Origin of the sequence: Shinella zoogloeoides (assembly GCF_020883495.1) — a bacterium.
Lineage (GTDB): Bacteria > Pseudomonadota > Alphaproteobacteria > Rhizobiales > Rhizobiaceae > Shinella > Shinella zoogloeoides.
On the sequence record NZ_CP086610.1, the window covers coordinates 3,736,617 to 3,759,726 of the forward strand.

The 23,110-nt window shown below is 66.8% G+C and carries 26 protein-coding genes; 15 read left to right on the top strand and 11 right to left on the bottom strand.

Features of this window, described 5'->3' with window-relative positions; genetic code table 11:
- Window positions 1-4: 4 nt before the first annotated feature.
- The 3 genes from K8M09_RS18310 to K8M09_RS18320 are packed head-to-tail and all read left to right on the top strand — an operon-like array spanning window position 5 to window position 4,345.
- The gene (locus K8M09_RS18310) at window positions 5-919 is read left to right on the top strand and encodes an amino acid--[acyl-carrier-protein] ligase (protein WP_160786794.1); all 915 of its coding nucleotides are present in this window, start codon (window positions 5-7) and stop codon (window positions 917-919) included.
- A 1-nt stretch (window position 920) separates the two neighbouring features.
- A complete protein-coding gene (locus K8M09_RS18315) occupies window positions 921-1,889 on the top strand; it encodes a DUF1839 family protein (protein WP_160786793.1) in 969 nt (322 codons plus the stop codon).
- Window positions 1,886-4,345: a glycoside hydrolase family 2 protein gene (locus K8M09_RS18320; protein ID WP_160786831.1), complete on the top strand. Its 2,460-nt coding sequence runs from the start codon at window positions 1,886-1,888 to the stop codon at window positions 4,343-4,345. The genes K8M09_RS18315 and K8M09_RS18320 overlap by 4 nt, the downstream gene beginning before the upstream one ends.
- Window positions 4,346-4,357: 12 nt before the next feature.
- On the opposite strand, the gene K8M09_RS18325 is transcribed toward K8M09_RS18320, so the two are convergent.
- Window positions 4,358-4,546 carry a hypothetical protein gene (locus tag K8M09_RS18325; RefSeq protein ID WP_160786792.1) on the bottom strand — a complete coding sequence of 63 codons (189 nt, stop codon included), beginning with the start codon at window positions 4,544-4,546 and terminating at the stop codon, window positions 4,358-4,360.
- Between the two features lie 162 nt (window positions 4,547-4,708).
- Here K8M09_RS18325 and K8M09_RS18330 point away from each other — a divergent pair, with 162 nt between their 5' ends.
- Both K8M09_RS18330 and K8M09_RS18335 read left to right on the top strand, forming a co-directional pair.
- The gene (locus K8M09_RS18330; protein WP_160786791.1) at window positions 4,709-5,290 is read left to right on the top strand and encodes an IMPACT family protein; all 582 of its coding nucleotides are present in this window, start codon (window positions 4,709-4,711) and stop codon (window positions 5,288-5,290) included.
- Window positions 5,291-5,538: 248 nt separating this feature from the next.
- Window positions 5,539-6,198, top strand: a complete 660-nt coding sequence (locus K8M09_RS18335) for a peroxiredoxin (protein WP_160786790.1) — start codon at window positions 5,539-5,541, stop codon at window positions 6,196-6,198.
- Window positions 6,199-6,249: 51 nt separating this feature from the next.
- Here the strand turns inward: K8M09_RS18335 and K8M09_RS18340 are convergent, their stop codons facing one another.
- On the bottom strand, window positions 6,250-6,489 hold the full coding sequence (locus K8M09_RS18340; protein ID WP_160786789.1) for a hypothetical protein: 240 nt from the start codon (window positions 6,487-6,489) through the stop codon (window positions 6,250-6,252).
- A gap of 98 nt (window positions 6,490-6,587) precedes the next feature.
- Here K8M09_RS18340 and K8M09_RS18345 point away from each other — a divergent pair, with 98 nt between their 5' ends.
- A complete protein-coding gene (locus K8M09_RS18345; protein ID WP_160786788.1) occupies window positions 6,588-7,196 on the top strand; it encodes a TetR/AcrR family transcriptional regulator in 609 nt (202 codons plus the stop codon).
- A 4-nt stretch (window positions 7,197-7,200) separates the two neighbouring features.
- Here the strand turns inward: K8M09_RS18345 and K8M09_RS18350 are convergent, their stop codons facing one another.
- Window positions 7,201-7,821 carry an HAD-IA family hydrolase gene (locus K8M09_RS18350; RefSeq protein WP_160786830.1) on the bottom strand — a complete coding sequence of 207 codons (621 nt, stop codon included), beginning with the start codon at window positions 7,819-7,821 and terminating at the stop codon, window positions 7,201-7,203.
- A 244-nt stretch (window positions 7,822-8,065) separates the two neighbouring features.
- Here K8M09_RS18350 and recF point away from each other — a divergent pair, with 244 nt between their 5' ends.
- Window positions 8,066-9,190: a DNA replication/repair protein RecF gene (gene recF / locus K8M09_RS18355; RefSeq protein WP_160786787.1), complete on the top strand. Its 1,125-nt coding sequence runs from the start codon at window positions 8,066-8,068 to the stop codon at window positions 9,188-9,190.
- On the top strand, window positions 9,187-9,951 hold the full coding sequence (gene moeB, locus K8M09_RS18360) for a molybdopterin-synthase adenylyltransferase MoeB (protein ID WP_160786786.1): 765 nt from the start codon (window positions 9,187-9,189) through the stop codon (window positions 9,949-9,951). Before recF ends, moeB begins: the two co-directional genes overlap by 4 nt.
- 64 nt (window positions 9,952-10,015) lie before the next feature.
- Here the strand turns inward: moeB and K8M09_RS18365 are convergent, their stop codons facing one another.
- Window positions 10,016-11,020 (bottom strand): 2-hydroxyacid dehydrogenase, encoded by a 1,005-nt coding sequence (locus tag K8M09_RS18365; RefSeq protein ID WP_160786785.1) that lies wholly within the window; start codon window positions 11,018-11,020, stop codon window positions 10,016-10,018.
- Window positions 11,021-11,202: 182 nt separating this feature from the next.
- Here K8M09_RS18365 and K8M09_RS18370 point away from each other — a divergent pair, with 182 nt between their 5' ends.
- Window positions 11,203-11,742, top strand: coding sequence for an SH3 domain-containing protein (locus tag K8M09_RS18370; RefSeq protein ID WP_160786784.1), 540 nt, complete (start codon window positions 11,203-11,205; stop codon window positions 11,740-11,742).
- Here K8M09_RS18370 and K8M09_RS18375 read toward each other — a convergent pair.
- Together K8M09_RS18375 and efp are read right to left on the bottom strand one after the other, a co-directional pair.
- Window positions 11,735-12,727 (bottom strand): adenosine kinase, encoded by a 993-nt coding sequence (locus K8M09_RS18375; RefSeq protein ID WP_160786783.1) that lies wholly within the window; start codon window positions 12,725-12,727, stop codon window positions 11,735-11,737. The genes K8M09_RS18370 and K8M09_RS18375 overlap by 8 nt on opposite strands.
- A 121-nt stretch (window positions 12,728-12,848) precedes the next feature.
- The gene (gene efp, locus K8M09_RS18380) at window positions 12,849-13,418 is read right to left on the bottom strand and encodes an elongation factor P (RefSeq protein WP_160786782.1); all 570 of its coding nucleotides are present in this window, start codon (window positions 13,416-13,418) and stop codon (window positions 12,849-12,851) included.
- Between the two features lie 151 nt (window positions 13,419-13,569).
- Between efp and epmA the strand changes: the two genes are divergently transcribed.
- Window positions 13,570-14,634, top strand: a complete 1,065-nt coding sequence (epmA, locus tag K8M09_RS18385) for an EF-P lysine aminoacylase EpmA (RefSeq protein WP_160786781.1) — start codon at window positions 13,570-13,572, stop codon at window positions 14,632-14,634.
- The gene (locus K8M09_RS18390; protein WP_160786780.1) at window positions 14,631-15,686 is read left to right on the top strand and encodes a lysine-2,3-aminomutase-like protein; all 1,056 of its coding nucleotides are present in this window, start codon (window positions 14,631-14,633) and stop codon (window positions 15,684-15,686) included. Before epmA ends, K8M09_RS18390 begins: the two co-directional genes overlap by 4 nt.
- Before the next feature lie 65 nt (window positions 15,687-15,751).
- Here K8M09_RS18390 and K8M09_RS18395 read toward each other — a convergent pair whose 3' ends face one another.
- Entirely contained in the window at window positions 15,752-17,308 is a 1,557-nt protein-coding gene (locus K8M09_RS18395; protein WP_160786779.1) for a methyl-accepting chemotaxis protein, read from the bottom strand.
- Between the two features lie 150 nt (window positions 17,309-17,458).
- On the opposite strand from K8M09_RS18395, the gene K8M09_RS18400 reads away from it, so the two are divergent.
- Window positions 17,459-18,184, top strand: coding sequence for a sulfate transporter family protein (locus K8M09_RS18400; RefSeq protein ID WP_160786778.1), 726 nt, complete (start codon window positions 17,459-17,461; stop codon window positions 18,182-18,184).
- Here K8M09_RS18400 and K8M09_RS18405 read toward each other — a convergent pair.
- A complete protein-coding gene (locus tag K8M09_RS18405; protein ID WP_160786777.1) occupies window positions 18,167-18,595 on the bottom strand; it encodes a VOC family protein in 429 nt (142 codons plus the stop codon). The genes K8M09_RS18400 and K8M09_RS18405 overlap by 18 nt on opposite strands.
- Before the next feature lie 137 nt (window positions 18,596-18,732).
- On the opposite strand from K8M09_RS18405, the gene K8M09_RS18410 reads away from it, so the two are divergent.
- Window positions 18,733-19,305 (top strand): TetR/AcrR family transcriptional regulator, encoded by a 573-nt coding sequence (locus tag K8M09_RS18410; RefSeq protein WP_160786776.1) that lies wholly within the window; start codon window positions 18,733-18,735, stop codon window positions 19,303-19,305.
- Here K8M09_RS18410 and nth read toward each other — a convergent pair.
- Window positions 19,295-20,059, bottom strand: a complete 765-nt coding sequence (gene nth / locus K8M09_RS18415; RefSeq protein WP_160786775.1) for an endonuclease III — start codon at window positions 20,057-20,059, stop codon at window positions 19,295-19,297. The two genes, K8M09_RS18410 and nth, sit on opposite strands and share 11 nt — an antisense overlap.
- Window positions 20,060-20,125: 66 nt before the next feature.
- Between nth and K8M09_RS18420 the strand changes: the two genes are divergently transcribed.
- Together K8M09_RS18420 and K8M09_RS18425 are read left to right on the top strand one after the other, a co-directional pair.
- The gene (locus tag K8M09_RS18420; RefSeq protein WP_160786774.1) at window positions 20,126-20,626 is read left to right on the top strand and encodes a DUF2244 domain-containing protein; all 501 of its coding nucleotides are present in this window, start codon (window positions 20,126-20,128) and stop codon (window positions 20,624-20,626) included.
- A 69-nt stretch (window positions 20,627-20,695) separates the two neighbouring features.
- Complete coding sequence (locus K8M09_RS18425; RefSeq protein ID WP_160786773.1) at window positions 20,696-21,568, top strand: methylated-DNA--[protein]-cysteine S-methyltransferase; 873 nt, start codon at window positions 20,696-20,698, stop codon at window positions 21,566-21,568.
- Between the two features lie 57 nt (window positions 21,569-21,625).
- Here the strand turns inward: K8M09_RS18425 and K8M09_RS18430 are convergent, their stop codons facing one another.
- The gene (locus K8M09_RS18430) at window positions 21,626-22,261 is read right to left on the bottom strand and encodes a 2,3-bisphosphoglycerate-dependent phosphoglycerate mutase (RefSeq protein ID WP_160786772.1); all 636 of its coding nucleotides are present in this window, start codon (window positions 22,259-22,261) and stop codon (window positions 21,626-21,628) included.
- Between the two features lie 23 nt (window positions 22,262-22,284).
- A complete protein-coding gene (gene dapB, locus K8M09_RS18435) occupies window positions 22,285-23,103 on the bottom strand; it encodes a 4-hydroxy-tetrahydrodipicolinate reductase (protein WP_160786771.1) in 819 nt (272 codons plus the stop codon).
- Between the last annotated feature and the right edge of the window lie 7 nt (window positions 23,104-23,110).

The following is a 23,110-nucleotide window of genomic DNA, read 5'->3' on the forward strand; positions in this document are numbered from 1 at the left end:
CACCATGGACATGCAGACTTCCCTTCTCGACCGGCTCTTCGACACGGGCCTTCTCATCGATACCGGCGTCGAGGGCCTTTATGGCCGCAGCGGCGCCTTCGAGGACGTCATCGCCCGCTTCGAGCGGCTGATCGACGCCTATGGCGCCGACGACGGCGCGGAAGCCATGCGTTTTCCGCCGGGCATGAACCGTGCGCATTTCGAATCCTCCGGCTACATGAAGAGCTTCCCGCAGCTTGCCGGCACGGTGCACAGCTTCTGCGGCGGCGAGCTGGACCATATGAGCCTGCTGCAATGCATGGAGGTCGGCGGCGACTGGACGAAGGACCAGAAGGCGACGGAGATCGTGCTGACGCCGGCGGCCTGCTATCCGCTCTATCCGACGATCGCCAGGCGCGGCCGCCTGCCGGCCAAGGGCGGTCTCTATGACCTCCAGTCCTACTGCTTCCGCCATGAACCCTCCAACGACCCGGCGCGCCAGCAGCTCTTCCGCATGCGCGAATATGTCTGCATGGGCATGCAGGATCATGTGACGACTTTCCGCCAGACCTGGATGGACCGGGGTCTGGAAATGATGGCCAAGGTCGGCCTCGACGTGACGATGGACGTGGCGAACGACCCGTTCTTCGGCCGCGCCGGCCGCATGCTCGCCAACAACCAGCGCGACCAGAACCTGAAGTTCGAGCTGCTCATCCCCGTGACGTCCGCCGCCAAGCCGACCGCCTGCATGAGCTTCAACTACCATCAGGACGCCTTCGGCGCGAAATGGGGGCTCAACCTCGAAAACGGCGATGTCGCGCACACCGCCTGCGTCGGCTTCGGCCTGGAGCGCATCGCGCTCGCGCTCTTCGCCCGCCACGGCCTCGATATCGCGGCCTGGCCGGCGGATGTGCGCAAGGTGCTGGGATACCAGGACTGACATGGCCGCCGTCTTCGCCGGGGCCGATCCCGAGAGCTACCGGCCGCACACGCTCCATGACCCGGAGCGCATGTGGCCGGAGACGAACTGCTATGTCGATCTCTGGATCGAGGTGCTGAACGCCTTCGGCGTCGCCCCGCAGGCGATGCTCGGCTTCTCGCTGACGCAGGATTTCGAGGGCGACCAGTTCACCTTCTTCAAGGTGCCGCTGGAAGACCTCGAAACGCTCTACGGCATCCGCTGCACCGAGCTTGCCATCTTCGACCGGGTGGAGGACCACGTCGCGACCCAGATCGCGCGCGGCCGCCTCTGCCTGCTCGAGATGGACAGTTTCTACATGCCGGATACGCGCGGCGTCGCCTACCGCCAGGAGCACGGCAAGACGACCGTCGCCATCAATCGGCTCGATCTTGCGAACAGGCGGCTCGACTATTTCCACAATGCCGGCTTCTTCCGGCTGGAGGGCGAGGATTTCGACGGCCTGTTCCACCTGAACGACGGCCCCGAAGACCTGCCCTTCTTGCCCTATACGGAATTCGCCAAGTTCCCGGCGCATGTGCCGGACGAGGCGCATCTGCGCCGCGAGGCCAAGCGCCTTGCCGCCTTCCACTTCGCCCGCCGGCCGGCCGAAAACCCGGTGGCGGCTTTTGCCGGGGTCTTCCCGAAGCAGGTCGAGGCCGTGGCGGACCGCCCCTTCGGCTTCTTCCACAAATACGCCTTCAACACGCTGCGCCAGCTCGGGGCCAATTTCGAGCTTGCCGGCAGCCATCTCGACTGGCTCACGCCGGACGGCAGCCTCACAGAAGCCGCCGACGCCGCGCGAAAAATTTCCGAGACGGCGAAGTCGGTGCAGTTCCAGCTTGCTCGCGCGGTGACGCGCCGCAAGTTCGATCCGCTCGCCACAGCGCTCGATCCGGCCGCCGAGGCCTGGGACAGGCTGATGGCGACGCTCGCCGCGCGCCTAGGCTGAAGGGGGTGCGAGTGTCTTCCACCGGAAAAGCGCTCTCGGACGGCTGGCGGATGATCCTGACACCGGCCGGCGCCGTTTCCGGGCCGGCAGGGCTTGCGGCCTTTTCCGATGCTGTCGACGCCCCCGTGCCCGGCACGGTCGCCGGGGCGCTGGAGCGCGCCGGCCGCTTCGACCGGACGACGCCCGAACCGCTCGATCATCTCGACGCCTGGTATATGCTGGACCTTGCCGGCGAGGGGCCGGGCGAGGCCGTGTTGCATTTCGAGGGGCTGGCGACAATCGCCGAGGTCTGGTGGAACGGCGCGCTGCTGCTTTCCTCCGACAGCATGTTCGTCCGCCACGACCTGCCCATCACGCTCACCGGCGGCGACCGGCTCGCTCTCTGCTTCCGTGCGTTGAAACCGCATCTGGAAAAGCGCGGCCCGCGCGCCCGCTGGCGGCCGCAGATGATCACGCCGCAGGGCCTGCGCCTTGTGCGCACCACGCTGCTCGGCCGCATGCCGGGCTGGTGCCCGGAGGTTCATGCCGCCGGCCCCTGGCGGCCCATCCGTCTCTCGCGGCCCGAGCCGGCATGTCCTGCCGATATCCGCATCTCCGCCCGGCTGGAGGAGGATGGCGCGGGCCGTCTCGACGTCCGCTTCGATTTCGAGGGCGAAGCGCCGGCCGTGGAATGTGCGGGCGTGATCGTCGCTTCCGTTGCCGAAGGGAAGGGCCGGTTCAGCGCGCGCCTCACCATCCCGAATGTCGAGGCATGGTGGCCACGAACGCATGGCAAGCCCGCCCTGCACGATGTCTTCGCGATCCTGAAGGGCGAGCGCCGCAGGATCGGCCGCACCGGCTTCCGCCGCATCGCGGTCGACCGTGGCGCGGATGGCCGGGATTTTGCGCTGTCCGTCAATGGCGTTTCGGTCTTCTGCCGCGGCGCGGTCTGGACCAGCGCCGATATCGTCGAGCTTCCCGGCAGCCGCGAGCGTTATGAGCCGCTGCTGCGGCTGGCGGCGGACGCCAATATGAACATGCTGCGCATCGGCGGCACCATGGCCTATGAGACGCCGGATTTCTTCGCGCTTTGCGATGAGCTCGGGCTGATGGTGTGGCAGGATTTCCAGTTCGCCAATTTCGATTATCCGGCTACCGATCCTGCTTTCGTGGAGAATGTACGCCGGGAAGCCGTGCAGTTCCTCGACGCGACCGCCGCCTCGCCATCGCTGGCGATCCTGTGCGGCGGCAGCGAGATCGACCAGCAGGCGGCGATGCTCGGCCTGCCGGAGGCAGCCCGGGCCGGCCCGCTCACCCGCGAGGTCCTACCGGAAATCGCCGCCGCGCACCGGCCGGACGCGTCCTATGTGGAGAATTCGCCGAGCGGCGGGGCGATGCCCTTTTCGCCCAATGCCGGCGTGACGCACTATTACGGCGTCGGGGCCTATTGCCGGCCGCTGGAGGATGCGCGCCGCGCGCAGGTGCGCTTTGCCGCCGAAAGCCTCGCCTTCGCCAATGTGCCGGAACAGCAGACCCTCGACGCGCACCTGCCGGTGCCGGCCGTACACGATCCGCGCTGGAAGGCCCGCGTGCCGCGCGACCGTGGCGCCTCCTGGGATTTCGAGGATGTGCGCGACCACTATCTCGCCCTCCTCTACGGCGAGGACCCGGCGCGCCTGCGCCGCGAGGACCCGCCCCGCTATCTCGATCTTTCCCGCGCTGCGGTCGGCGAGGTGATGGAGGCGACCTTCGCGGAGTGGCGGCGGTCGCAATCCACCTGCAACGGCGCGCTGGTCTGGACCTTCCAGGACCTGTTGCCCGGCGCCGGCTGGGGTGTGGTCGATGCGACGGGCCTGCCGAAATCCGCCTGGCACGCGCTGCGCCGCGCCTTCCGCCCGGTGCAGCTCATGCTGTCCGACGAGGGCACGAACGGGCTGGATATCCACGCCGTCAACGACAGCGCGCAAGAGCGGCGCGTGACGGTGGAACTCACCTGCCTGCGCCACGGCCGCCAGCCGGTCGTCTCCGGCCGCAGGGAACTGGTCCTTGCGCCCCATTCGGCCGGGTCGCTGCCGGCGACCGATCTCTTCGGCGCGTTCTTCGACACGGCCTATGCCTTCCGCTTCGGCCCGCCTTCCCATGACGTGACCGTCGGCCGGCTGCTCGATGCGGAGGGGATAGTGCTTGCCGAGGCCTTCCATTTCCCGCAGGGCCGGACGAAGGCGATCCATTCCGCCGTGCTTTCAGCGGTGCTGCGGCAGGATGGGGAAGGGTGGCTGCTGGATGTTTCGGCGGATCGCTTCGTGCAGTCCGTGGCAATCGAGGCCGAGGGTTTCCTGCCGTCCGATAGCTGGTTCCACCTTGCGCCGGGCGGCGTGACGAGTGTGCGGCTTGTGCCCCGCACGGGCATCGATCCGGCGGCAAGGCCGGCCGGCACAGTCCGCGGCCTCGGCGCGGAGGCCGTCGTCTCGTTCTGAGGGGCGAAAATTTCAGAAGAAGACGTGAACCGGCCACTGCACCGGGCGGCGGGAGGCCGAAAGGCGGCTGCCTTCGAGCGGGAGCCTGTCTTCCGTCGCCGGGGCGGCCTTTTCATCGCTGCCGGCTGCTTCGGTCTTCGGCTGGAAGCCGACCGGGTAGAGGTTGAAGTAACCGAGCGTCACGCCACCGAGATACATCATGCCACCGTCTCCGTCGTTGTACGATCCTGAGGACATCATGGCAAAATCGTGGCGACTGTCAATAGTCTATAGAATTAGTGGTCTACTCGGTGCTTGAAACCGTGGATGCCGAAGGGCTAGGAGACGGGTTCGACCGCAACCAAAACCGCCCGGGAAATGGCCTTGTACACGCTGGATCGCATCGAACGCTTCGAGCAGGACGTCCGCAAGAGCTGCTTCCTTGCGATCGCCTGCCCGGTCGAGAGCGAGGCCGAGGTGAAGCAATATCTGGCGGAGGTTTCCGATCTTTCCGCCAGCCACAATTGCTGGGCCTACCGCATCGGCCAGGCCTATCGTTTCAGCGATGACGGCGAGCCGAGCGGCACGGCGGGAAAACCCATCCTGCAGGCCATCGACGGGCAGGCGCTCGATCGCACGCTGGTCGTCGTCACGCGCTGGTTCGGCGGCATCCTGCTCGGCAGCGGCGGGCTGATCCGCGCCTATGGCGGCACGGCGGCCCTGTGCCTGCGCGCCGCCGCCAAGACGGAATATGTCGAGCGCGTCACGCTCGGCGTGTCGCTCGGCTTCTCCGATCTGGCGCTGGTCAAGGCGCGGCTCGGATCCTTCGCGGGGCTTGTGATGGACGACGAGACCTATCACGACACCGGCGCGCGCCTTGTCTTCCGCGTGCCGGCGGAAAAGGCGGAGGAGGTTGGCCGGATGATCGTCGACCTGACGAGCGGGCGCGCCGAAATCGATGCCTGACGGCGGAATTCGAAAATAAAATCGACTTTTCCCGGTGCGGCCTCTTCGGGGAACGGTTTGGCGCGGGGTGGACGAGACGCCGAAAGCCTTCTTGCGGCGCGCGTGTTCGGCGCAAAGTTGCGCTCTGCGGCGGCCCCGAGCGGCGGCCCGCCGCTATAGGCAAGCCGGTTTTTTCGTTCTATCTACCGCCCGGATAGATTTTCGCGGGGCCTGGCCCGCGCTCCCCGCATGGAAGAAAGGACGACCCCATGAGCCTTCGTATCAACGATATCGCGCCGGACTTCACCGCCGACACCACCGCCGGCCAGATCGGTTTCCATGAATGGATCGGCGACGGCTGGGCCGTTCTCTTCTCGCACCCGAAGAACTTCACCCCGGTCTGCACCACCGAGCTTGGCGCAATGGCCGGCATCGAGGGCGAGTTCCGCAAGCGCGGCGTCAAGATCATCGGCATCTCCGTCGATCCGGTCGACAGCCATACCAAGTGGAAGGCCGATATCCGCACCGCCACCGGCTTCGACGTCGAATATCCGCTGATCGGCGACAAGGACCTCAAGGTTGCGAAGCTCTATGACATGCTGCCGGCCGCCGCCGGCGACAGCTCGGAAGGCCGCACGCCCGCCGACAACGCCACGGTGCGCTCGGTCTTCGTCATCGGCCCGGACAAGAAGATCAAGCTGATCCTCACCTATCCGATGACGACCGGCCGCAATTTCTCGGAAATCCTGCGCGCCATCGACTCGATCCAGCTCACCAGCAAGCATCAGGTCGCAACCCCGGCCAACTGGCAGCAGGGCGACGACGTCATCATCACCGCCGCCGTTTCCAACGAAGACGCGATCACGCGCTTCGGCTCCTTCGACACGGTCCTGCCCTACCTGCGCAAGACCCGCCAGCCGGCCGCCTGAGCGAGCGGCATCGGACATGGAAAAGCCGGGGTCGGAAGACCCCGGCTTTTTTCATTTCGCGCGCAGGATGAAGCGGGCGAAGCGCTTCTGCACGAAGGGGGAGACGACGAAGACCATGGCGGAAACCATGATCGGGGTAATGACGGCGGTGCGCTGCCAGATCGTCCAGCCTTCCGTCAGCGGCAGCACGATGTAGAGGATCGTGGTGATCAGCGGATAGACGGGCACGAGCATGGCAAGCGCCAGATGCGGCTTGGAAAGCGTACGGACGGGGGAGGAGGGCGTGGTCATGGGAGGAGCCTTTATGGAACGGAACGTTTCGTTTATATAGAAACGAAACGTTCCGTTCAAGTAGGTTTCGTGCTACGGGAAAGAAAAAGGACAGGACCATGACCGAGGCAGAAACGAAGCCCGCCCGCCGCTCGATCGGCGCCACGCGCAATCCGGCCAGCCAGGAGGCGATCCTTCAGGCGGCGGAGGCGGTGCTGCTGGAAAACGGCCTTTCGGGTTTCTCCATCGAGGCGGTGGCGCGGCGCGCGCGGGCCGGCAAGCCGACGATCTACCGCTGGTGGCCCTCGCAGGCCGCCCTGCTGCTCGATGTCTACCATTGCCGCAAGAAGGTCGATTTCAATTTTCCCGACAAGGGGAACGTTCGCGACGACCTGCGCGCCTATCTCAAGGGCCTACTGGCGACTTGGCAGGGCACGAGCGGCGCGATCTTCCGCTGCGTGGTGGCGAAGGCCCAGGGCGAGCCGGAGGCCTTTGCCGCCTTGTCCGCCTACATGGCCGAGCGCCGCCTCCAGAGCCGCCGGCTCGTCGAGAAGGCGCAGGAGCGCGGCGAGGTGCGCGCCGACGTGCGCCCCGAACTGGTCACGGAAATGCTCTCCAGCTTCGCCTGGGGCCGCCTGCTGACGGAGCGGCTGGATATTTCCGACGAGGAGGTCGACGCCGTGATCGATACGGTTCTGGCCGGCATCGTGCCGAGGCCGGCGGGCTGATCGCTCAGCCCGCGGTCCGCACGAGCCGCAGCCTGCCGTCGCCGTCCACCTCCGGGGCGACGCCCTCGTAGCTTTCCAGTTTCGGATGGCCGGTCTCGATGGGATGGTGGTGCGTCGCCGTGATCACGGCCACATGCGCGCCCGCGCCCTCGCCGGCAAGGATGCCGGCCGGCACGTCCTCGAAGACGAGGCAGTCGGTCGGCTCGAAGCCGAGGCGCGCGGCCCCGAGCCGGTAGCCGTCCGGGGCGGGCTTGCCCTTCGTCACGTCCTCCGCCGTCACGATGACCTTCGGCAGCGCAATGCCGGCGGCGGCAAGGCGGCGCCGGGCGAGCCTTGCGGGCGCGGAGGTGACGATGCCCCAGCGGTCGGCGGGCAGCGCGGCAAGAAAGGCAAGTGCGCCGGCAATGGGCGCGATGCCGTCGACATCGTCCATCTCGCCCTGTTCCACTTCCTTGACCTCGACGGCCGGATCGACACCCGGCAGGCCGAGCAGGGTGATCGTGTCGATGCCGCGCTTGCCGTGCATGGTCGGCAGGAAGGTCGCGACGTCGAGGCCGTGTTTCAGCGCCCAGCGCGTCCAGACGCGCTCGGTGGCGAGGATCGAGTTGAGGAGCGTGCCGTCCATGTCGAACAGGAAGGCGGAGAAGCTGCGATCGAAGACGGGGCTTGCGGACAAGGGAGAACCTGCTGGCTTGGGAGGGGAGGATGCAAGGCAAGGCGGGCCCTTGAATTACCCGCTGCCGGCGGCACAGGCAACCGCGCTCACGCGCTTGTGTCCCGCGCGCCGGCATCCCATCTTTCTGTTGCTCACCCGGGAATGTGCCGCGAGGTGATTCCACTGAAGCGAAAAATGCTCTAGCTCTCACGCCATGCCGCACAAGGTTTCCCTTTCCCGCCTCAAGCTCACGGATTTCCGCAACTATGCGGGCCTGTCCCTGCCGCTCGACGGCCGGCATGTCGTGCTGACGGGGCAGAACGGGGCCGGCAAGACCAATCTCATGGAAGCGGTCTCCTTCCTCTCGCCCGGCCGGGGCCTGCGCCGCGCCGCCTATGGCGACGTGCCGCGCGCCGGCAGCGAGGGCGGCTTCTCCGTCTTCGCGACGCTCGAAGGCATGTCGGGCGAGGTGGATATCGGTACCGGCACGGAAGGCGGCGAGGATGGCCAGTCACGAAAACTCCGGCTCAACGGCACGCCCGCCCGCACCGTGGACGAGCTTCTCGATCACTTGCGCGTCGTCTGGCTGACGCCCGCCATGGACGGGCTGTTCACCGGCCCCTCCGCCGACCGCCGCCGCTTCCTCGACCGGCTGGTCCTGTCGCTCGACCCCGAGCACGGCCGCCGCGCGGCGGATTTTGAAAAGGCGATGCGCGGCCGTAACCGCCTGCTTTCCGAGCACCGGGCCGATCCCGTCTGGCTGACGGCGCTGGAAAAGCAGATGGCCGAACTCGGCATCGCCATGGCCCATGCCCGCCACGAACTCGTCGGCCTTCTTTCCGGTCTCGTCGAGGCGGCCCGCGACGACGGGCCGTTCCCCTCGGCCACCATGCGGCTTTCCGGTTTCCTCGACGGGGAATGGCATCGTCCGGCCTATGAGATCGAGGATATCTATCTCGGCATGCTGCGGGACGGCCGCTACCGCGACGCCGCCGCCGGCCGCACGCTCGATGGCCCGCACCGCGCCGATCTTCTCATCCGCCACCGCGAGAAGGACATGGAGGCCGAGCGCTGCTCGACGGGCGAGCAGAAGGCGCTGCTCGTCGGCCTTATCCTCGCCCATGCCGGGCTGGTCGCGGGCATGACCGGCCATGCGCCCGTGCTGCTGCTCGACGAGATTGCCGCCCATCTCGACGAGGGCCGGCGCGCCGCGCTGTTCGACCGGGTCGATTCGCTCGGCGGGCAGGCTTTCATGACGGGCACCGACCGCGCCATGTTCGATGCGCTCGGCGAGCGCGCCCAGTTCCTCACCGTCTCGAACGGAGGCATCCTGCCATGACCGATCCGCTGACTTCGCAAGAAATCGACCGTTACCGCCGCCATATCGTGCTTGCCGAAATCGGCGGCGCGGGCCAGCAGAAGCTCAAGGCGGCCCATGTCCTGATCGTCGGGGCCGGCGGCCTTGGCGCGCCGGTCATCCAGTATCTCGCCGCCGCCGGCATCGGTCATATCGGCGTGCTCGACGACGACACGGTCTCGCTCTCCAACCTCCAGCGCCAGGTGATCCACGATACGGCCGGCCTCGGCACAACGAAGATCGCCAGTGCCGAGGCGGCGGTGTCCCGCCTCAACCCGCATGTCCGCTTCACCGGCATCGCCGAGCGGCTGACGCCGGCCAGTGCCGCGCGCCTCCTCTCCGGCTACGACCTCCTCATCGACGGCTCGGACAATTTCGACACCCGCTACGCCTCGGCGGATGCGGCGGAAGCCGCGCGCATTCCGCTCGTCACCGGTGCGGTCGGCCGCTTCGACGGTTCGGTGACGGTGCTGAAGCCCTATGAGGCCGGACCGGACGGCGTGCTCAATCCCGCCTATCGCGACCTCTTCCCCGCTGCCCCGCCGCCCGGCGTCGTGCCCGCCTGCGCGGAAGCCGGCATCGTGGGCGCGCTGACGGGCGTCATCGGCACGCTGATGGCGATGGAGGCGATCAAGCTGGTAACGGGGGCGGGGGAGCCGCTGGTCGGGCGGCTGCTGCTTTATGATGGATTGGCGGCGCGGTTTGAGACGCTGAAATACAAGCGCCGCAAGAGCGCCTCCTGATTGCGCAGGCGCTTGCCGCCGCCTCCCTGCCCGTCAGAGCAGAGAGGATGCCTCTGACGAGACCCTAAACCCGGCTCGGCAGCACCCGGTCCGGCGGGCGATGACCGTCGAAGAAGGTGCGGATGTTGATCACCACCTTCTCGCCCATGTCGACGCGGCCCTCGATGGTGGCCGAGCTCATATGCGGCAGCAGCACGACCTTGCCGTCGGCGGCAAGCTTCAGCAGCTTCGGATTGACCGACGGCTCGTTCTCGAAGACGTCGAGGCCGGCGCCGGCGATCCTGCCTTCCCTCAGGCACTTGATCAGCGCCGTCTCGTCAATGATGCCGCCGCGCGCCGTGTTGACGATATAGCTCGTCGGCTGCATCAGCTCGAGCCGGCGGGCCGAGAGCAGGTGGAAGGTGGCGGGTGTCGAGGGGCAGTTGACCGAGACGATATCCACGCGGGCGAGCATCTGGTCGAGGCTGTCCCAGTAAGTCGCTTCCAGTGCGTCTTCGGTGTCCGGATGCACGCGGTTGCGGTTGTGGTAGTGGATGGACAGGCCGAAGGCCCGGGCGCGCTTGGCGACGGCGGTGCCGATGCGGCCCATGCCGACGATGCCGAGGCGCTTGCCCCAGATGCGCCGGCCGAGCATCCAGGTCGGCGACCAGCCGGACCATTCGCCCCGGCGGTCCGTCAGAATGCGCGCGCCTTCCGCAAGGCGGCGCGGCGCGGCGAGAATCAGCGCCATCGTCATGTCGGCCGTATCTTCCGTCAGCACGTTCGGCGTGTTGGTGACGGTGATGCCCTTTCGCGCGGCCGCTTCCACATCGACATTGTCGACGCCGTTGGAGAAGCAGGCGATCAGCTTGAGCTGCGGCCCGGCCTGCTCGATCAGCGCGGCGTCGATCCGGTCCGTCAGCGTCGGCACCAGAACGTCCGCGCTCTTCACGGCGGCGACGAGTTCGGGCTGGCTGCGCGGCGTGTCGTCGATGTTGAGTTCGGCGTCGAACAGTTCGCGCATCCGGGTCTCCACCACCTCTGGCAGGCGGCGGGTGATGTAGACCTTCGGTTTTTTCTTCTGCGTCATGGGGTGTTCCGGCGTCCTGTTGACGGGTCCTTAACCAAGTTGGGCAAGGATTGCTTCATCAGGGGCATTTTCTACCAGACCCGGTCGCGAAGACAATCCGCCCAAGGGGCCGTTCCCGCGATTTGCCTGCCAGTACCGGTCCGGCAGCCCGATGTCCCTTCAAAAAATTGTGCGGATCACCCATGCGTAACCTTGTCGTGCGTTTCAGCCTCGCCGCCCTTGCGGGCATCCTCGTTTCCGTCGCGGGCATCCAGTTCGCCCATGCCCAGGCGGGCAAGGGGCCGAGCGGCCTGCCGCTGCCCCGCTTCGTCAGCCTCAAGGCCAAGAGCGTGAACCTGCGCGTCGGCCCCAGCGTCGACTACGCCGTTTCCTGGCGCTACATGAAATCCGGCGTGCCGGTCGAGATCATCCAGGAATACGATAACTGGCGCCGCATCCGCGATGCGGACGGCACGGAAGGCTGGGTCAACCAGGCGCTGCTTTCCGGTGAGCGCACCGCCGTGACCGCGCCGTGGATGCGCGGCAAGGGCGACGGCATCTTCGTCAACATGCGCCGCGAGGCGCTGCCCAATGCCACGTTGGTCGCCAAGATCCAGCCCGGCGTCGTCGTCAAGGTCGGCGAATGCAATGGCGACTGGTGCCGCGCCGAAGTGGACGGCACGGCCGGCTGGGTCTCGCAGAACGAGATCTGGGGCGCCTATCCCGGCGAAGCCTTCAAATAAGGCCGGCCTTGCGGCCTTCTTCCGCCAGCGACAGCAGCGGACGCGGGCCGATCTGCTGGATGACCAATCCTGCGGCAAGGCTGCCCAGCCGGCCGCAATCGGCCAGCGACCGCCCGGCGGTGTAGCCGTAGAGGAAGCCGGCGGCGTAGAGATCGCCCGCCCCCGTCGTATCCACCACGCGCGGAACGCTGATCGCGTCCACCTTTGTGCGCTCGCCCTTCGTCAGGATGACGGAGCCCTCTTCACTCATCGTCACCGCCGCCATCCGGCAGTCCTCGGCAATGCGCCTCAGCGCCTCCTCGAAATCCTCCGTCTCGTAGAGCGCCAGCGCCTCGGCCTTGTTGGCGAAGACGATGTCGATCGTGCCGGAGCGCATGAGGTCGAGGAATTCGCCGCGGTAGCGATGCACGCAGAAACTGTCCGACAGCGTCATCGAGACTTCGCGGCCATGGGCATGGGCGATGCGGGCGCATTCGCGGATCGCATCCTTGGCGCGCGGCGGATCCCAGAGATAGCCTTCGAAATAGGTGACCTTGGCTTCCGCCACGACCTGTTCTTCCACGTCCTCGGGGCCAAGCTCCACGCAGGCGCCGAGATAGGTGTTCATCGAGCGCTCGCCGTCTGGCGTCACGAAGATCATCGAGCGGGCGGTCGGCGGGGTACCCTTGAGCGGCTTCGTCTCGAAATGCACGCCCTGGGCGCGGATGTCGTGGATGAAGATGTCGCCGAGCTGGTCGTTCGCCACCTTGCCGAAATAGGCGGCCTTGCCGCCGAAGCTAGCGACGCCCGCGGCGGTGTTGCCGGCGCTGCCGCCGGAGGCTTCGAGCGCGGGGCCCATGCGGGAATAGAGCAGTTCCGCCCGCTCGGCGTCGATGAGGTTCATCGCGCCCTTGATGATGCCGTTATCGGTGATGAAGGCCTCATCGCAGCGCGCGATGATGTCGACGATGGCGTTGCCGACCGTCAGCACGTCGAATTTGGTCATGGATTCCCGTCTCGGTTTTGTAAGAGCCGGGATTTGCTCATAATGGATTTTGCGGAAGTTGAAAGAAAAAAGCCGCCGCGCCGTTTCCGGCGGGCGGCTCGATGCATCGGCGCAGGGCCGATCAGTCCTTGGCGCGTTCCACGTAGGAACCGTCTTCCGTCGCGATGACGACGCGCGTGCCGGCCGTGATATGCGGCGGCACCAGCGTGCGCACGCCGTTCGAAAGGATCGCCGGCTTGTAGGAGGAAGACGCCGTCTGGCCCTTCACGACCGGCTCGGTCTCGGTGATCTCGAGGGTCACGTGACGCGGCAGGTCGATGGCGATGGCGACGCCTTCGTGGACCGACAGGATGACCGTCATGCCTTCCTGGAGGTAGGCCTTGAGGTCGCCGATGTCTTCGCTGGACATGGTGAGCTGGTCGTAGCTTTCCGGGTTCATGAAGTGGAAGCCGTCGGCATCGTCATAAAGGAAGTTGTGCTCGCGGTCTTCCACGAAGGCGCGCTCGACCTGCTCGGTCGTGCGGTAGCGCTCGGAAACCTTCACGCCGTCGGAGATGCGGCGCATGTCGACCTGCGTGACCGGCGTGCCCTTGCCCGGGTGGAAGTTCTGCGCCGTCAGCACGACATAGAGCTTGCCTTCGACCTCGAGGACATTGCCCTTGCGGACGGAAGAGGCGATGATCTTTACCATAAGTCTTCCTTGTAACTGGATGGTTCGCGTCGTAGAGGACCGCCACAAGACGTTTCCGCGAACGCTGAAAATACGTTTTCGGGGCCGCAACTACCCTATATTCCGGCAAAAGACCAGTCTTGCCGCCGGCATCGCCGAAGAAACCTGTTCCATGAGCGCCACAAGCCTGAAGCCCTCGCCCTGGTGGACGCCCGACGTCCATGCCGATCGCCGGCCCTTCCTGATGGCGCGAAACCGCATCCAGGCGGCGCTGCGCGGCTGGTTTGCCGCGCGCGACTTCATCGAGGTGGACACGGCGACCTTGCAGGTCTCGCCCGGCAACGAGGCGCATCTGCATGCCTTCGAGACTGCCGCCATCGGCCATGCGGGCACGAAGACGCCGCTCTATCTGCACACCTCGCCGGAATTCGCCTGCAAGAAGCTGCTGGCGGCGGGTGAGCGCCGTATCGCCTGTTTCGCCCATGTCTATCGCAACCGCGAGCGCGGCCCGCTGCATCATCCTGAATTCACCATGCTGGAATGGTATCGCGCCGGCGAGACCTATGACGTGCTGATGGCCGATTGCGGCGAGATGCTTGCTTTGGCGGCCGAAGTGGCCGGCGCTTCCCAGCTTACCTATCGCGGCGCGACCTGCGATCCCGCGCTATCACCCGAACGGCTGACGGTGGCGGATGCCTTCACGCGCCATGCCGGCATCGATCTTCTCGCAACGATCCGCCCCGATGGTTCGACGGACCGCGCGGCCCTTGCGACCGCCATGCGGACGGCAGGCCTGCGTGTCGCGGAAGACGACACCTGGGCCGACCTCTTCAGCCGCGTGCTGGTGGAAAAGGTCGAACCCGGACTTGGCTTCGGCCGCGCCACGATCCTGTGCGAATACCCGACCGCCGAGGCTGCGCTGGCACGCCCCGCGCCGCACGATCCGCGTGTCGCCGAGCGCTTCGAGCTTTACGCTTGCGGCGTGGAGCTCGCCAATGCCTTCGGCGAACTGACGGACGCCGCCGAACAGCGCCGCCGCTTCGAAATGGAAATGGCGGAAAAGGCCCGTGTCTACGGCGAGACCTACCCGCTCGATGAGGATTTCCTCGCCGCGCTCGCTATGATGCCGGAAGCGAGCGGCATCGCGCTCGGCTTCGACCGGCTGGTCATGCTGGCGACAGGCGCATCGCGTATCGACCAGGTGCTCTGGGCCCCCGTCGCGGAGACCCAGCCGTGACCGCCGCCCGCAGCCTGACCACGGTCGCCGAGCTTGCAGCCGCCGGTCTTCTGCCCGAAGCGAAGCGGGCGGATGCGGCCGCCGTCGCCGAGCGCTACGCCGTCGCCGTCACGCCCGCGCTTGCCGCGCTGATCGACACGGACGATCCGCGCGATCCCATTGCCCGCCAGTTCATCCCCGATGCTGCCGAACTCGTCACTTTGTCGGAAGAGCGCGCCGATCCCATCGGCGATCTCGCGCACAGTCCCGTCGAGGGCATCGTCCATCGCTACCCGGACCGGGTGCTGCTCAAGGCCGTGCATGTTTGCCCGGTCTATTGCCGCTTCTGCTTCCGCCGCGAAATGGTCGGGCCGGAAGGGCTGGGCACGCTCTCGGCCAAGGCGCTGGACGTGGCCATCGCCTATATCGCGGAACGGCCGGAAATCTGGGAGGTCATCCTGACGGGCGGCGATCCGCTCGTGCTCTCCCCGCGCCGCCTTCAGGCGATCATGGAGCGGCTTGCCGCCATCGATCATGTGAAGATCGTGCGCTTCCACACCCGCGTTCCCGTCGTCGATCCCGACCGCATCGACGCCGCGCTCATCGAGGCGCTGAAGGCCTCCGGCAAGACGACCTATGTGGCGCTCCACGCCAACCATCCGCGCGAATTCACGGTGGAGGCCCGCGCCGCCATCGCCCGCATCGTCGATGTCGGCATCGTGATGGTCAGCCAGACGGTGCTTCTGAAGGGCGTCAACGACGATGCCGGGGTGCTGGCCGCCCTGATGCGCGCCTTCGTCGAGAACCGCGTGAAACCCTATTACCTGCACCACCCGGACCTTGCCCCCGGCACGGCGCTTTTCCGCCTGTCGCTCGCCGAGGGCCGGGCGCTGGTCGAAAGCCTGCGCGGCCGGGTCTCCGGCCTCTGCCAGCCGGCCTATATTCTCGATATCCCCGGTGGGCACGGCAAGGTGCGGGCGGATTCGCTGGCGGTGGAGGAGGCGGACGACGGCTGTTTCCGCCTGCGCGATTTTCGCGGACAGGCACATGCCTATCCGCCGGAAGACGGCTAGGGCCAATCGACCTTCGGCTCAGCCTGAGCCGAAGGTCGATTGGCCCTAGTCTTTAAAGACTGGCCTCAGAACTCTTCCCAGTCTCCATCGTCTCCCTTGTCCTGCCGCACCCCGAGCGCGCCGGCGAGCTTGTCGCTGAGCACAAGGGCGGGGGAGGTGACGGGGCGGGATTTGTCCGTGACGGCCCTGATGTTCCACTGACCGGGCGATTTGCGGGCGACCTTCTGCTCCGGCGCGGGCGGCGGCGGTGTGGACGGAACCACCTGGAGATGCGGCGCGCGCACGGTGCGGCCGGCGGCGGTGGTGCCGCCGATGTCGAAGCGACCGAGCAGCGCGTTCAACGCCTGCGCGTCGGAGGCGAGGCCATGGCTGGCGGCGGTCGTTTCCGCCACCATGGCGGCGTTCTTCTGCGTGCCCTGGTCCATGGCATGGACGGTGGTGTTGATCGCCTGAAGGCCGGTCGACTGTTCGCGGGCGGCCCCGACGATCGCCTGCACATGGCCGTTGATCTCCTCGACCTCCGTGACGATGGTCTGGAGCGAGCGGCCCGTATCGCCGACCAGAGCGACGCCGGTGCGCACCTGTTCGCCCGAAGTGGTGATCAGCGACTTGATCTCCCGGGCGGCCTTGGCCGAGCGCTGCGCCAGTTCCCACACCTCCTGCGCCACGACCGCGAAGCCCTTGCCGGCCTCGCCCGCGCGGGCGGCTTCCACGCCGGCATTGAGCGCCAGAAGGTTCGTCTGGAAGGCGATGTCGTCGATGACGCCGATGATGCTGTTGATCGCGCTGGAGGATTTCTCGATTTCCTGCATCGCTGCGACGGCGCGGCGCACGATCTCGCCGGATTTCTCCGCACCCGTACGGGTGCGGGCGACAAGCGAGCCTGCCTCTTCCGCCCGCAGGGTGGAGCGCTTCACGGTGGTGGTGATCTCTTTCAGCGCGGCGGCGGTCTCCTCGATGGAGGCGGCCTGCTGCACGGTGCGGCGCGACAGGTCGTCGGCGGCCGTGCGGATCTGGCTGGCGCCGGCGTCGATGGCGCGCGCATTCTCGCCGACGTCGCGCAGCGCTTCGCCAAGGCGTGCCACGGCGGCGTTGAAATCCTCGCGCAGGCGGTCGAGATCGCCGGAAAAGGGCTTTTCGATGCGGCAGGTCATGTCGCCGCCGGCAAGCCTGCCGAGCGCGTCGGCAAGGCCGGCGACGGCTTCCTGCATACGGCCGCTCTCGCGGATATGTTCGGCCTCGCGCGCCTGCCGCTCGCCATCGGTCCGGCGGCGGTCGTCCTCGTTCCGGCGGTCGCGGTTCTGGCGTTCGGCCGCATCGTCGCGCAGCGCCGCCACGGCAAGCGCCAGGGCGCCGATCTCGTCGCCTCGGTCGGCATGGGGAATATCGACCGCCGTGTCGCCGGCGGCGAGGCGCCGTACGGCTACGGCAAGCTCATCGAGCGGCGTTGCGACGCGGCGTCCGGCAAGGATGGCGGCGGCCAGTGCAAGGCCCGCTGCGGCGGCGGGCAAGGCCCAGTCCGCGGGGAAGGCCGCGCCGCCGAAGAGGCCCTGCAATCCGGCCGGAACGGCCACGAGGACGAAGAGGGCGGGCAGGAGCCTGCTGATCCGGGCATGACGCATGACGGTTTCCTGATGTGTCGCGCACGGCTCCGTGCGGGTGCGCGGGAGTCTAGGAGCGGTCCTTTAACGAGGTCTTAACGGAGGGCGCGGCCGCCCGTCTTGCCCGGGGCTTTTCCACATCCTACATGCGGGATCGAACAGGAGTTTTCGATGATCGTCCACGCCGTCCGGCTTTCGCTCGCCAATCTCTTCGCGCCCGAGACGCGCAGCGTCTTCTGGAAGGTTCTGGGGCTGACGCTCCTGGCCCTTGTCGTGATCTGGTTCGGGCTGCGCGAAACCTTCATCGCCTTCGCCTGGCCATGGATCGAGGGGGCGATGATGCCGAACCTGCCGGATTGGGCTGGCTGGCTCACCTTCGTCTTCGGCATCGTCGCAAGCCTCGGCCTTGCGCTCGGCCTCGCTTTGCTGCTCGCGCCGGTCACGGCCATCATCGCCGGTTTCTTCCTCGACGATGTCGCAGAGGTCATCGAGACGCGCGACTATCCCGGCGAGGCGGTAGGCACGGCGCTGCCGCTCGGCCAAGCCATCGCGGGGTCGCTGAAATTCCTCGGCGTGGTCATCCTCGGCAACCTCATCGCCCTGTTCCTGCTGTTCATTCCCGGCGTGAACCTCGTCGCCTTCTTCCTCGTCAACGGCTACCTGCTCGGCCGGGAATTCTTCGAATTCGCCGCCATGCGTTACCGCCCGCCCGCCGAGGCGCGGTTGTTCCGTGCCAAGCACGCCTCCACGGTCCTCCTTGCCGGCTTCGTCATCGCCGCGTTTCTGGCGATCCCCATCGTCAACCTGATGACGCCGCTCTTTGCGGCCGGCCTCATGGTGCATCTCCACAAGGCGCTGAGCCGCAGGGATCCCGGCTTCTCACTGCGGCAGAACTGACGCATCGTAGAGGGCCGCATAGTCGGCGCTCGGCGGGATCGGCTTGATCACGTCGATCATCACGCCATTCGGATCGGCGGTGATGAAATGGCGCTGGCCGAAATCCTCGTTGCGAATGGCAAGGAGGATCGGCAGGCCGGCGGCGCGCACGGCGTCATGGACGGCATCGACATCCTCGACCTCGAAATTCAGGAGCAGGCCGGAGGCTGTCTTGCCCCGGCCGACGGCCGGAATGGTCTCGTGATTGCGGTCGAGTACGGCGCGCGTCACCTTCTCATCCTCGCGGGACTGGAGATGGATGTACCAATCGCTGGTGAAGAGCGCCTCGAAGCGGAAATGCGCCGTGTAGAAGGCGGCGGTGCCGGCGACGTCGTCGGTCATGATGACAGGATAGTAGCTGGTCGTTTTCATCTCTTTCCCTTTCGGCTTGGCACAATTCCGGGCGCAAAACCGCTGCGCATTTTTGCTGGAATTGCCTTTGGAGAAAACATACAATCTGCATGTTTCTATGAATTAACATACATACAGTTTGTATGTAAAGAGGCGAGATGGCGCGCAGCAACAAGGAACGCACCGAGGCGACGCGCCTCGCTTTGATTGAGGCTGCCCGGCGGCTTTTTGTGGAAAAGGGTTATGCGGAGACGGCGACGCCCGACATCGTGGGGGAAGCCGGGGTGACGCGGGGCGCGCTCTACCACCATTTCGAGGACAAGAAGGCGCTCTTCCGCGCCGTTCTGGAGCGCGAGGCGCAAGCCGTGGCGGAGCGCATCGAGGCCGTGTCGGTGCCGGCCGGCACGCCGCGCGAGGCGCTGCTTCTCGGCGCGTCGGCCTATTTCGACGCCATGGCGGCACCCGGCCGCACGCGCCTTCTGCTTCTCGAAGCCCCCGCCGTGCTCGGCTTCGAGGGGGCAGGGGCAATCGAACGGGACAATGCCGAAAGCACGCTCGAAACGGGGCTGTCCGCCTTGCTGGGGCCGGATGTCGAGGCGGGGAAACTCGTGGCGCTCACCGGCCTTCTCTCCGCCGCCTTCGACCGCGCGGCCATCGCCATCGAGGCCGGCGGCGACCGCAAGGCCTATGAGGGGGCGATCGCCGCCCTGCTGGATGGGCTCAGGGCGTAGGGCCGAACATCTGCGCCGGCAGCTCGACCAGCGGGGCGGGCACGTCGCAGGTCTTTTCCGGCGACTTGCAGAGATCGGCGATGACGCAGTGCTCGCATTCCGGCTTGCGCGCCTTGCAACAGTACCGCCCATGCAGGATCAGCCAGTGGTGGGCGTGGTAGAGATATTCGTCGGGGACGATGCGCATCAGCTTGTCCTCCACCTCGTCCGGCGTCTTGCCGGGGGCGAGGAGCAGCCGGTTGGCGATGCGGAAGATATGCGTGTCGACCGCCATCGTCGCATGCCCGAAGGCCATGGAGAGCACGACATTGGCCGTCTTGCGGCCGACGCCGGGCAGCATCACCAGTTCCTCGCGGGTGCGTGGCACTTCGCTGCCGAAGCGCTCGACCAGCATCCGGCTGAGCGCGATGACGTTCTTGGCCTTGTTGCGGTAGAGGCCGATGGTCTTGATGTATTCGCGGACCTTCTCCTCGCCGAGATCAAGCATCTTCTCCGGCGTGTCGGCGATCTTGAAGAGCGCGCGCGTCGCCTTGTTGACGCCGGCATCCGTCGCCTGCGCGGAAAGCGCCACGGCGACGACGAGCGTGAACGGGTTCACATGCTCCAGCTCGCCCTTGGGTTCCGGCCGCTGGATGGAGAAGCGCCGGAACATCTCCTTCAGCTCGTCCTGCGAATAGAGGCTTTTCACCCGCGCGGGCGCCTTGCGGCGCGGCGGCGCCGAGGGCGTTTTCTTCCGGGTCTTCACGCTGTCCATGATGCCTCCGATGCGGGCCGCAAAACCGCTACACAGTCCCGCGCGGCTTGCTTATAATCAAGCGTCATGACCCAAGGCAACGCCGACATCACGATGAACGACCGGCCGGTCTTCTCCGCCGAGCTGCATCCCTATCGCTCGCTGGGGCGGAACGGGCACCGCGTCTTCTTCCTCATCGCGGGCGCGCTCAGTTTCGCCCATATGGCCGTCTTCATGATTTCCGGCGCCTGGCCGGTGGTCATGTTCTTCGGCGCGGATTTCCTCATCCTCTTCGGCGCTTTCTGGCTGAACAACCGGGCGGCAAAGGCGAAGGAGATCGTCTCGCTATCGCGCACCAATATCTCGATCCGCAAGATCACCCCGTCCGGCAAGGAAACGGAGTTCGTCTTCAACCCGTTTTGGGCGCGCTTCCTCGTCTCGCGCAAGCCGAAGATCGGCATCACCGCGATGCATCTGAGGGGCAACGGCCGAGAGACCGATATCGGCGCTTTTCTGCCGCTCGACGACCGCGAGCGCTTCGCCTCGGCCTTTTCCGGCGCGCTGGCGCGGGTGAAACGCGGTTATTGAAAGGCCCCGCAGGAAACGGGTGGCGGCCACGCCGGGGGCGTGCTTTTCTGGCGGCACAGGAGAAAAGCGATGAATATTGCCGCGACTTTGCAAACCGACATCACGCCCGAGGGCGACGACTATGCGACCGTCCGCCGGGTCATCGAGATGATCACCGAGGACTACCGCGACCAGCCGGGGCTTGAAGACATTGCCGGCCGGCTCGGCCAGTCGCCGACGCAGTTGCAGAAGACCTTCACCCGCTGGGCCGGTCTTTCGCCCAAGGCCTTCCTGCAGGCCGTCACGCTCGACCATGCCAAGCGCCTTCTGCGCCAGGAAGAGCTGCCGCTGCTCGAAACGAGCTTCGAGGTGGGCCTTTCCGGTCCCGGCCGGCTGCATGATCTCTTCGTCACGCATGAGGCCATGTCGCCCGGCGAGTGGAAGGCGCGCGGCGCGGGCCTGACGATCCGTTACGGCTTCCACCCCTCGCCCTTCGGCCGGGCGCTGGTCATGATCACCGACCGCGGCCTTGCCGGCCTCGCCTTCACCGACGAGCCGGGCGGCATGGACGCCTTCGAGGACATGTCTTCGCGCTGGCCGAATGCCCATTATGTCGAGGACAGCGATGCGACGGCCCCTTACGCGGCGCGTGTCTTCGACCCCAAGCGCTGGGACCCCAAGGAGCCGCTGCGCGTGGTGCTGATCGGCTCGGATTTCCAGGTCCGCGTCTGGCAGGCGCTGCTGCGCATCCCCATGGGCTGCGCCGTCACCTATTCCTCCATCGCCGAGGGCCTCGGCCAGCCGACCGCCTCGCGCGCCGTCGGCGCGGCGGTCGGCCGCAACCCCATTTCCTTCGTGGTTCCCTGCCACCGGGCGCTGGGCAAGAGCGGCGCGCTGACCGGCTATCACTGGGGCCTCACGCGCAAGCGCGCCATGCTGGGCTGGGAATCGGGCAAGGCCTGAAATGCAAAAAGGCCGGCGAAAGCCGGCCTTTTCCGTTGGAGGTGGTGGGCGAAGCGCTCAATGCGCGCCCGACATGTCCCCGAGAACGTCCTTCGACTTCACCGTCGAATCGGCGTTGAGCGTGTAGACCATCGGCACGCCGGTCGCGAGGTTGAGCTTCAGGATCTCATCCTTCGTCAGCTTGTCCAGCACCATGACGAGCGAGCGCAGCGAGTTGCCGTGCGCGGCGACCAGCACCTTTTCGCCGCGCAGCACGCGGGGCAGGATGTCCGTGAGATAGTAGGGCCAGACGCGTGCGCCGGTGTCGCGCAGGCTTTCGCCGCCCGGCGGCGGAATGTCGTAGGAGCGGCGCCAGATATGGACCTGCTCCTCGCCCCACTTGGCGCGCGCATCGTCCTTGTTGAGGCCGGAGAGGTCGCCGTAGTCGCGCTCGTTGAGGGCCTGGTCGCGGATCGTCTCGAGGCCGGGCTGGCCGATCTCGTCGAGGATGAGCTTCAGCGTCTTCTGCGCGCGGGTGAGGTCGGAGGTGAAGGCGATGTCGAACGTGATGCCGGTTTCGGCCAGCGCCTTGCCGCCGGTCCTGGCTTCCTCGACGCCGAGTTCGGTCAGGTCGGGATCGCGCCAGCCGGTGAAGAGGTTTTTCAGGTTCCATTCGCTCTGGCCGTGGCGAACGAGGACGAGGGTTCCGCTCATATGGTCTGTCTCCTGACGCTGATTTAGTTGAGCCCGAGCACGTCGAGCATGGAATAGAGGCCGGGCTTCCTGTCGCGCGCCCAGAGCGCTGCCTTGACCGCGCCGCGGGCGAAGATCGAGCGGTCCGTCGCGCTGTGCGACAGCGTCACCGTCTCGCCCTCGCCGGCAAGCAGCACCGAATGTTCGCCGATGACGGAACCGCCGCGCAGCGTGGCGAAGCCGATCGTGCCGGTGGGGCGCGGGCCGGTATGGCCGTCGCGCACGCGCACGGAATTGTCCGCCAGCGCAATGCCGCGGCCCTTCGCGGCGGCGTTGCCGAGCAGCAGCGCAGTGCCGGAGGGAGCGTCGACCTTGTGCTTGTGGTGCATTTCCAGCACCTCGATATCCCAGTCGGCGGCGTCGAGCGCGCGGGCGGCCGTCTCGGTCAGAACGCCGAGCAGGTTGATGCCGAGGCTCATATTGCCGGACTTGACGATGCGGGCATGGCGGGCGGCGGCCCTGATCTTCTCGTCGTCGGCGGCCGAGCAGCCGGTGGTGCCGACGACATGCACGATGCGCGCCTGCGCGGCGAGGCCGGAAAATTCGACGGTCGCGGTCGGGGCGGTGAAATCGAGCACGCCTTCGGCCGCCACGAAGGCTTCCAGCGGCTTGTCGGTGACGGGAACGCCGATGGGGCCGAGGCCGGCGAGTTCCCCCGCATCGCGGCCGACGAAGGGCGACCCCTCACGCTCGATGGCGGCAAAGACCTCCGCGCCCTCGATGGCGTGGATGGTGCGGATGAGCGTCTGGCCCATGCGGCCCGCAGCGCCCACGACGACCAGCTTCATTGCGTTGCCGCTCATGTCTTGC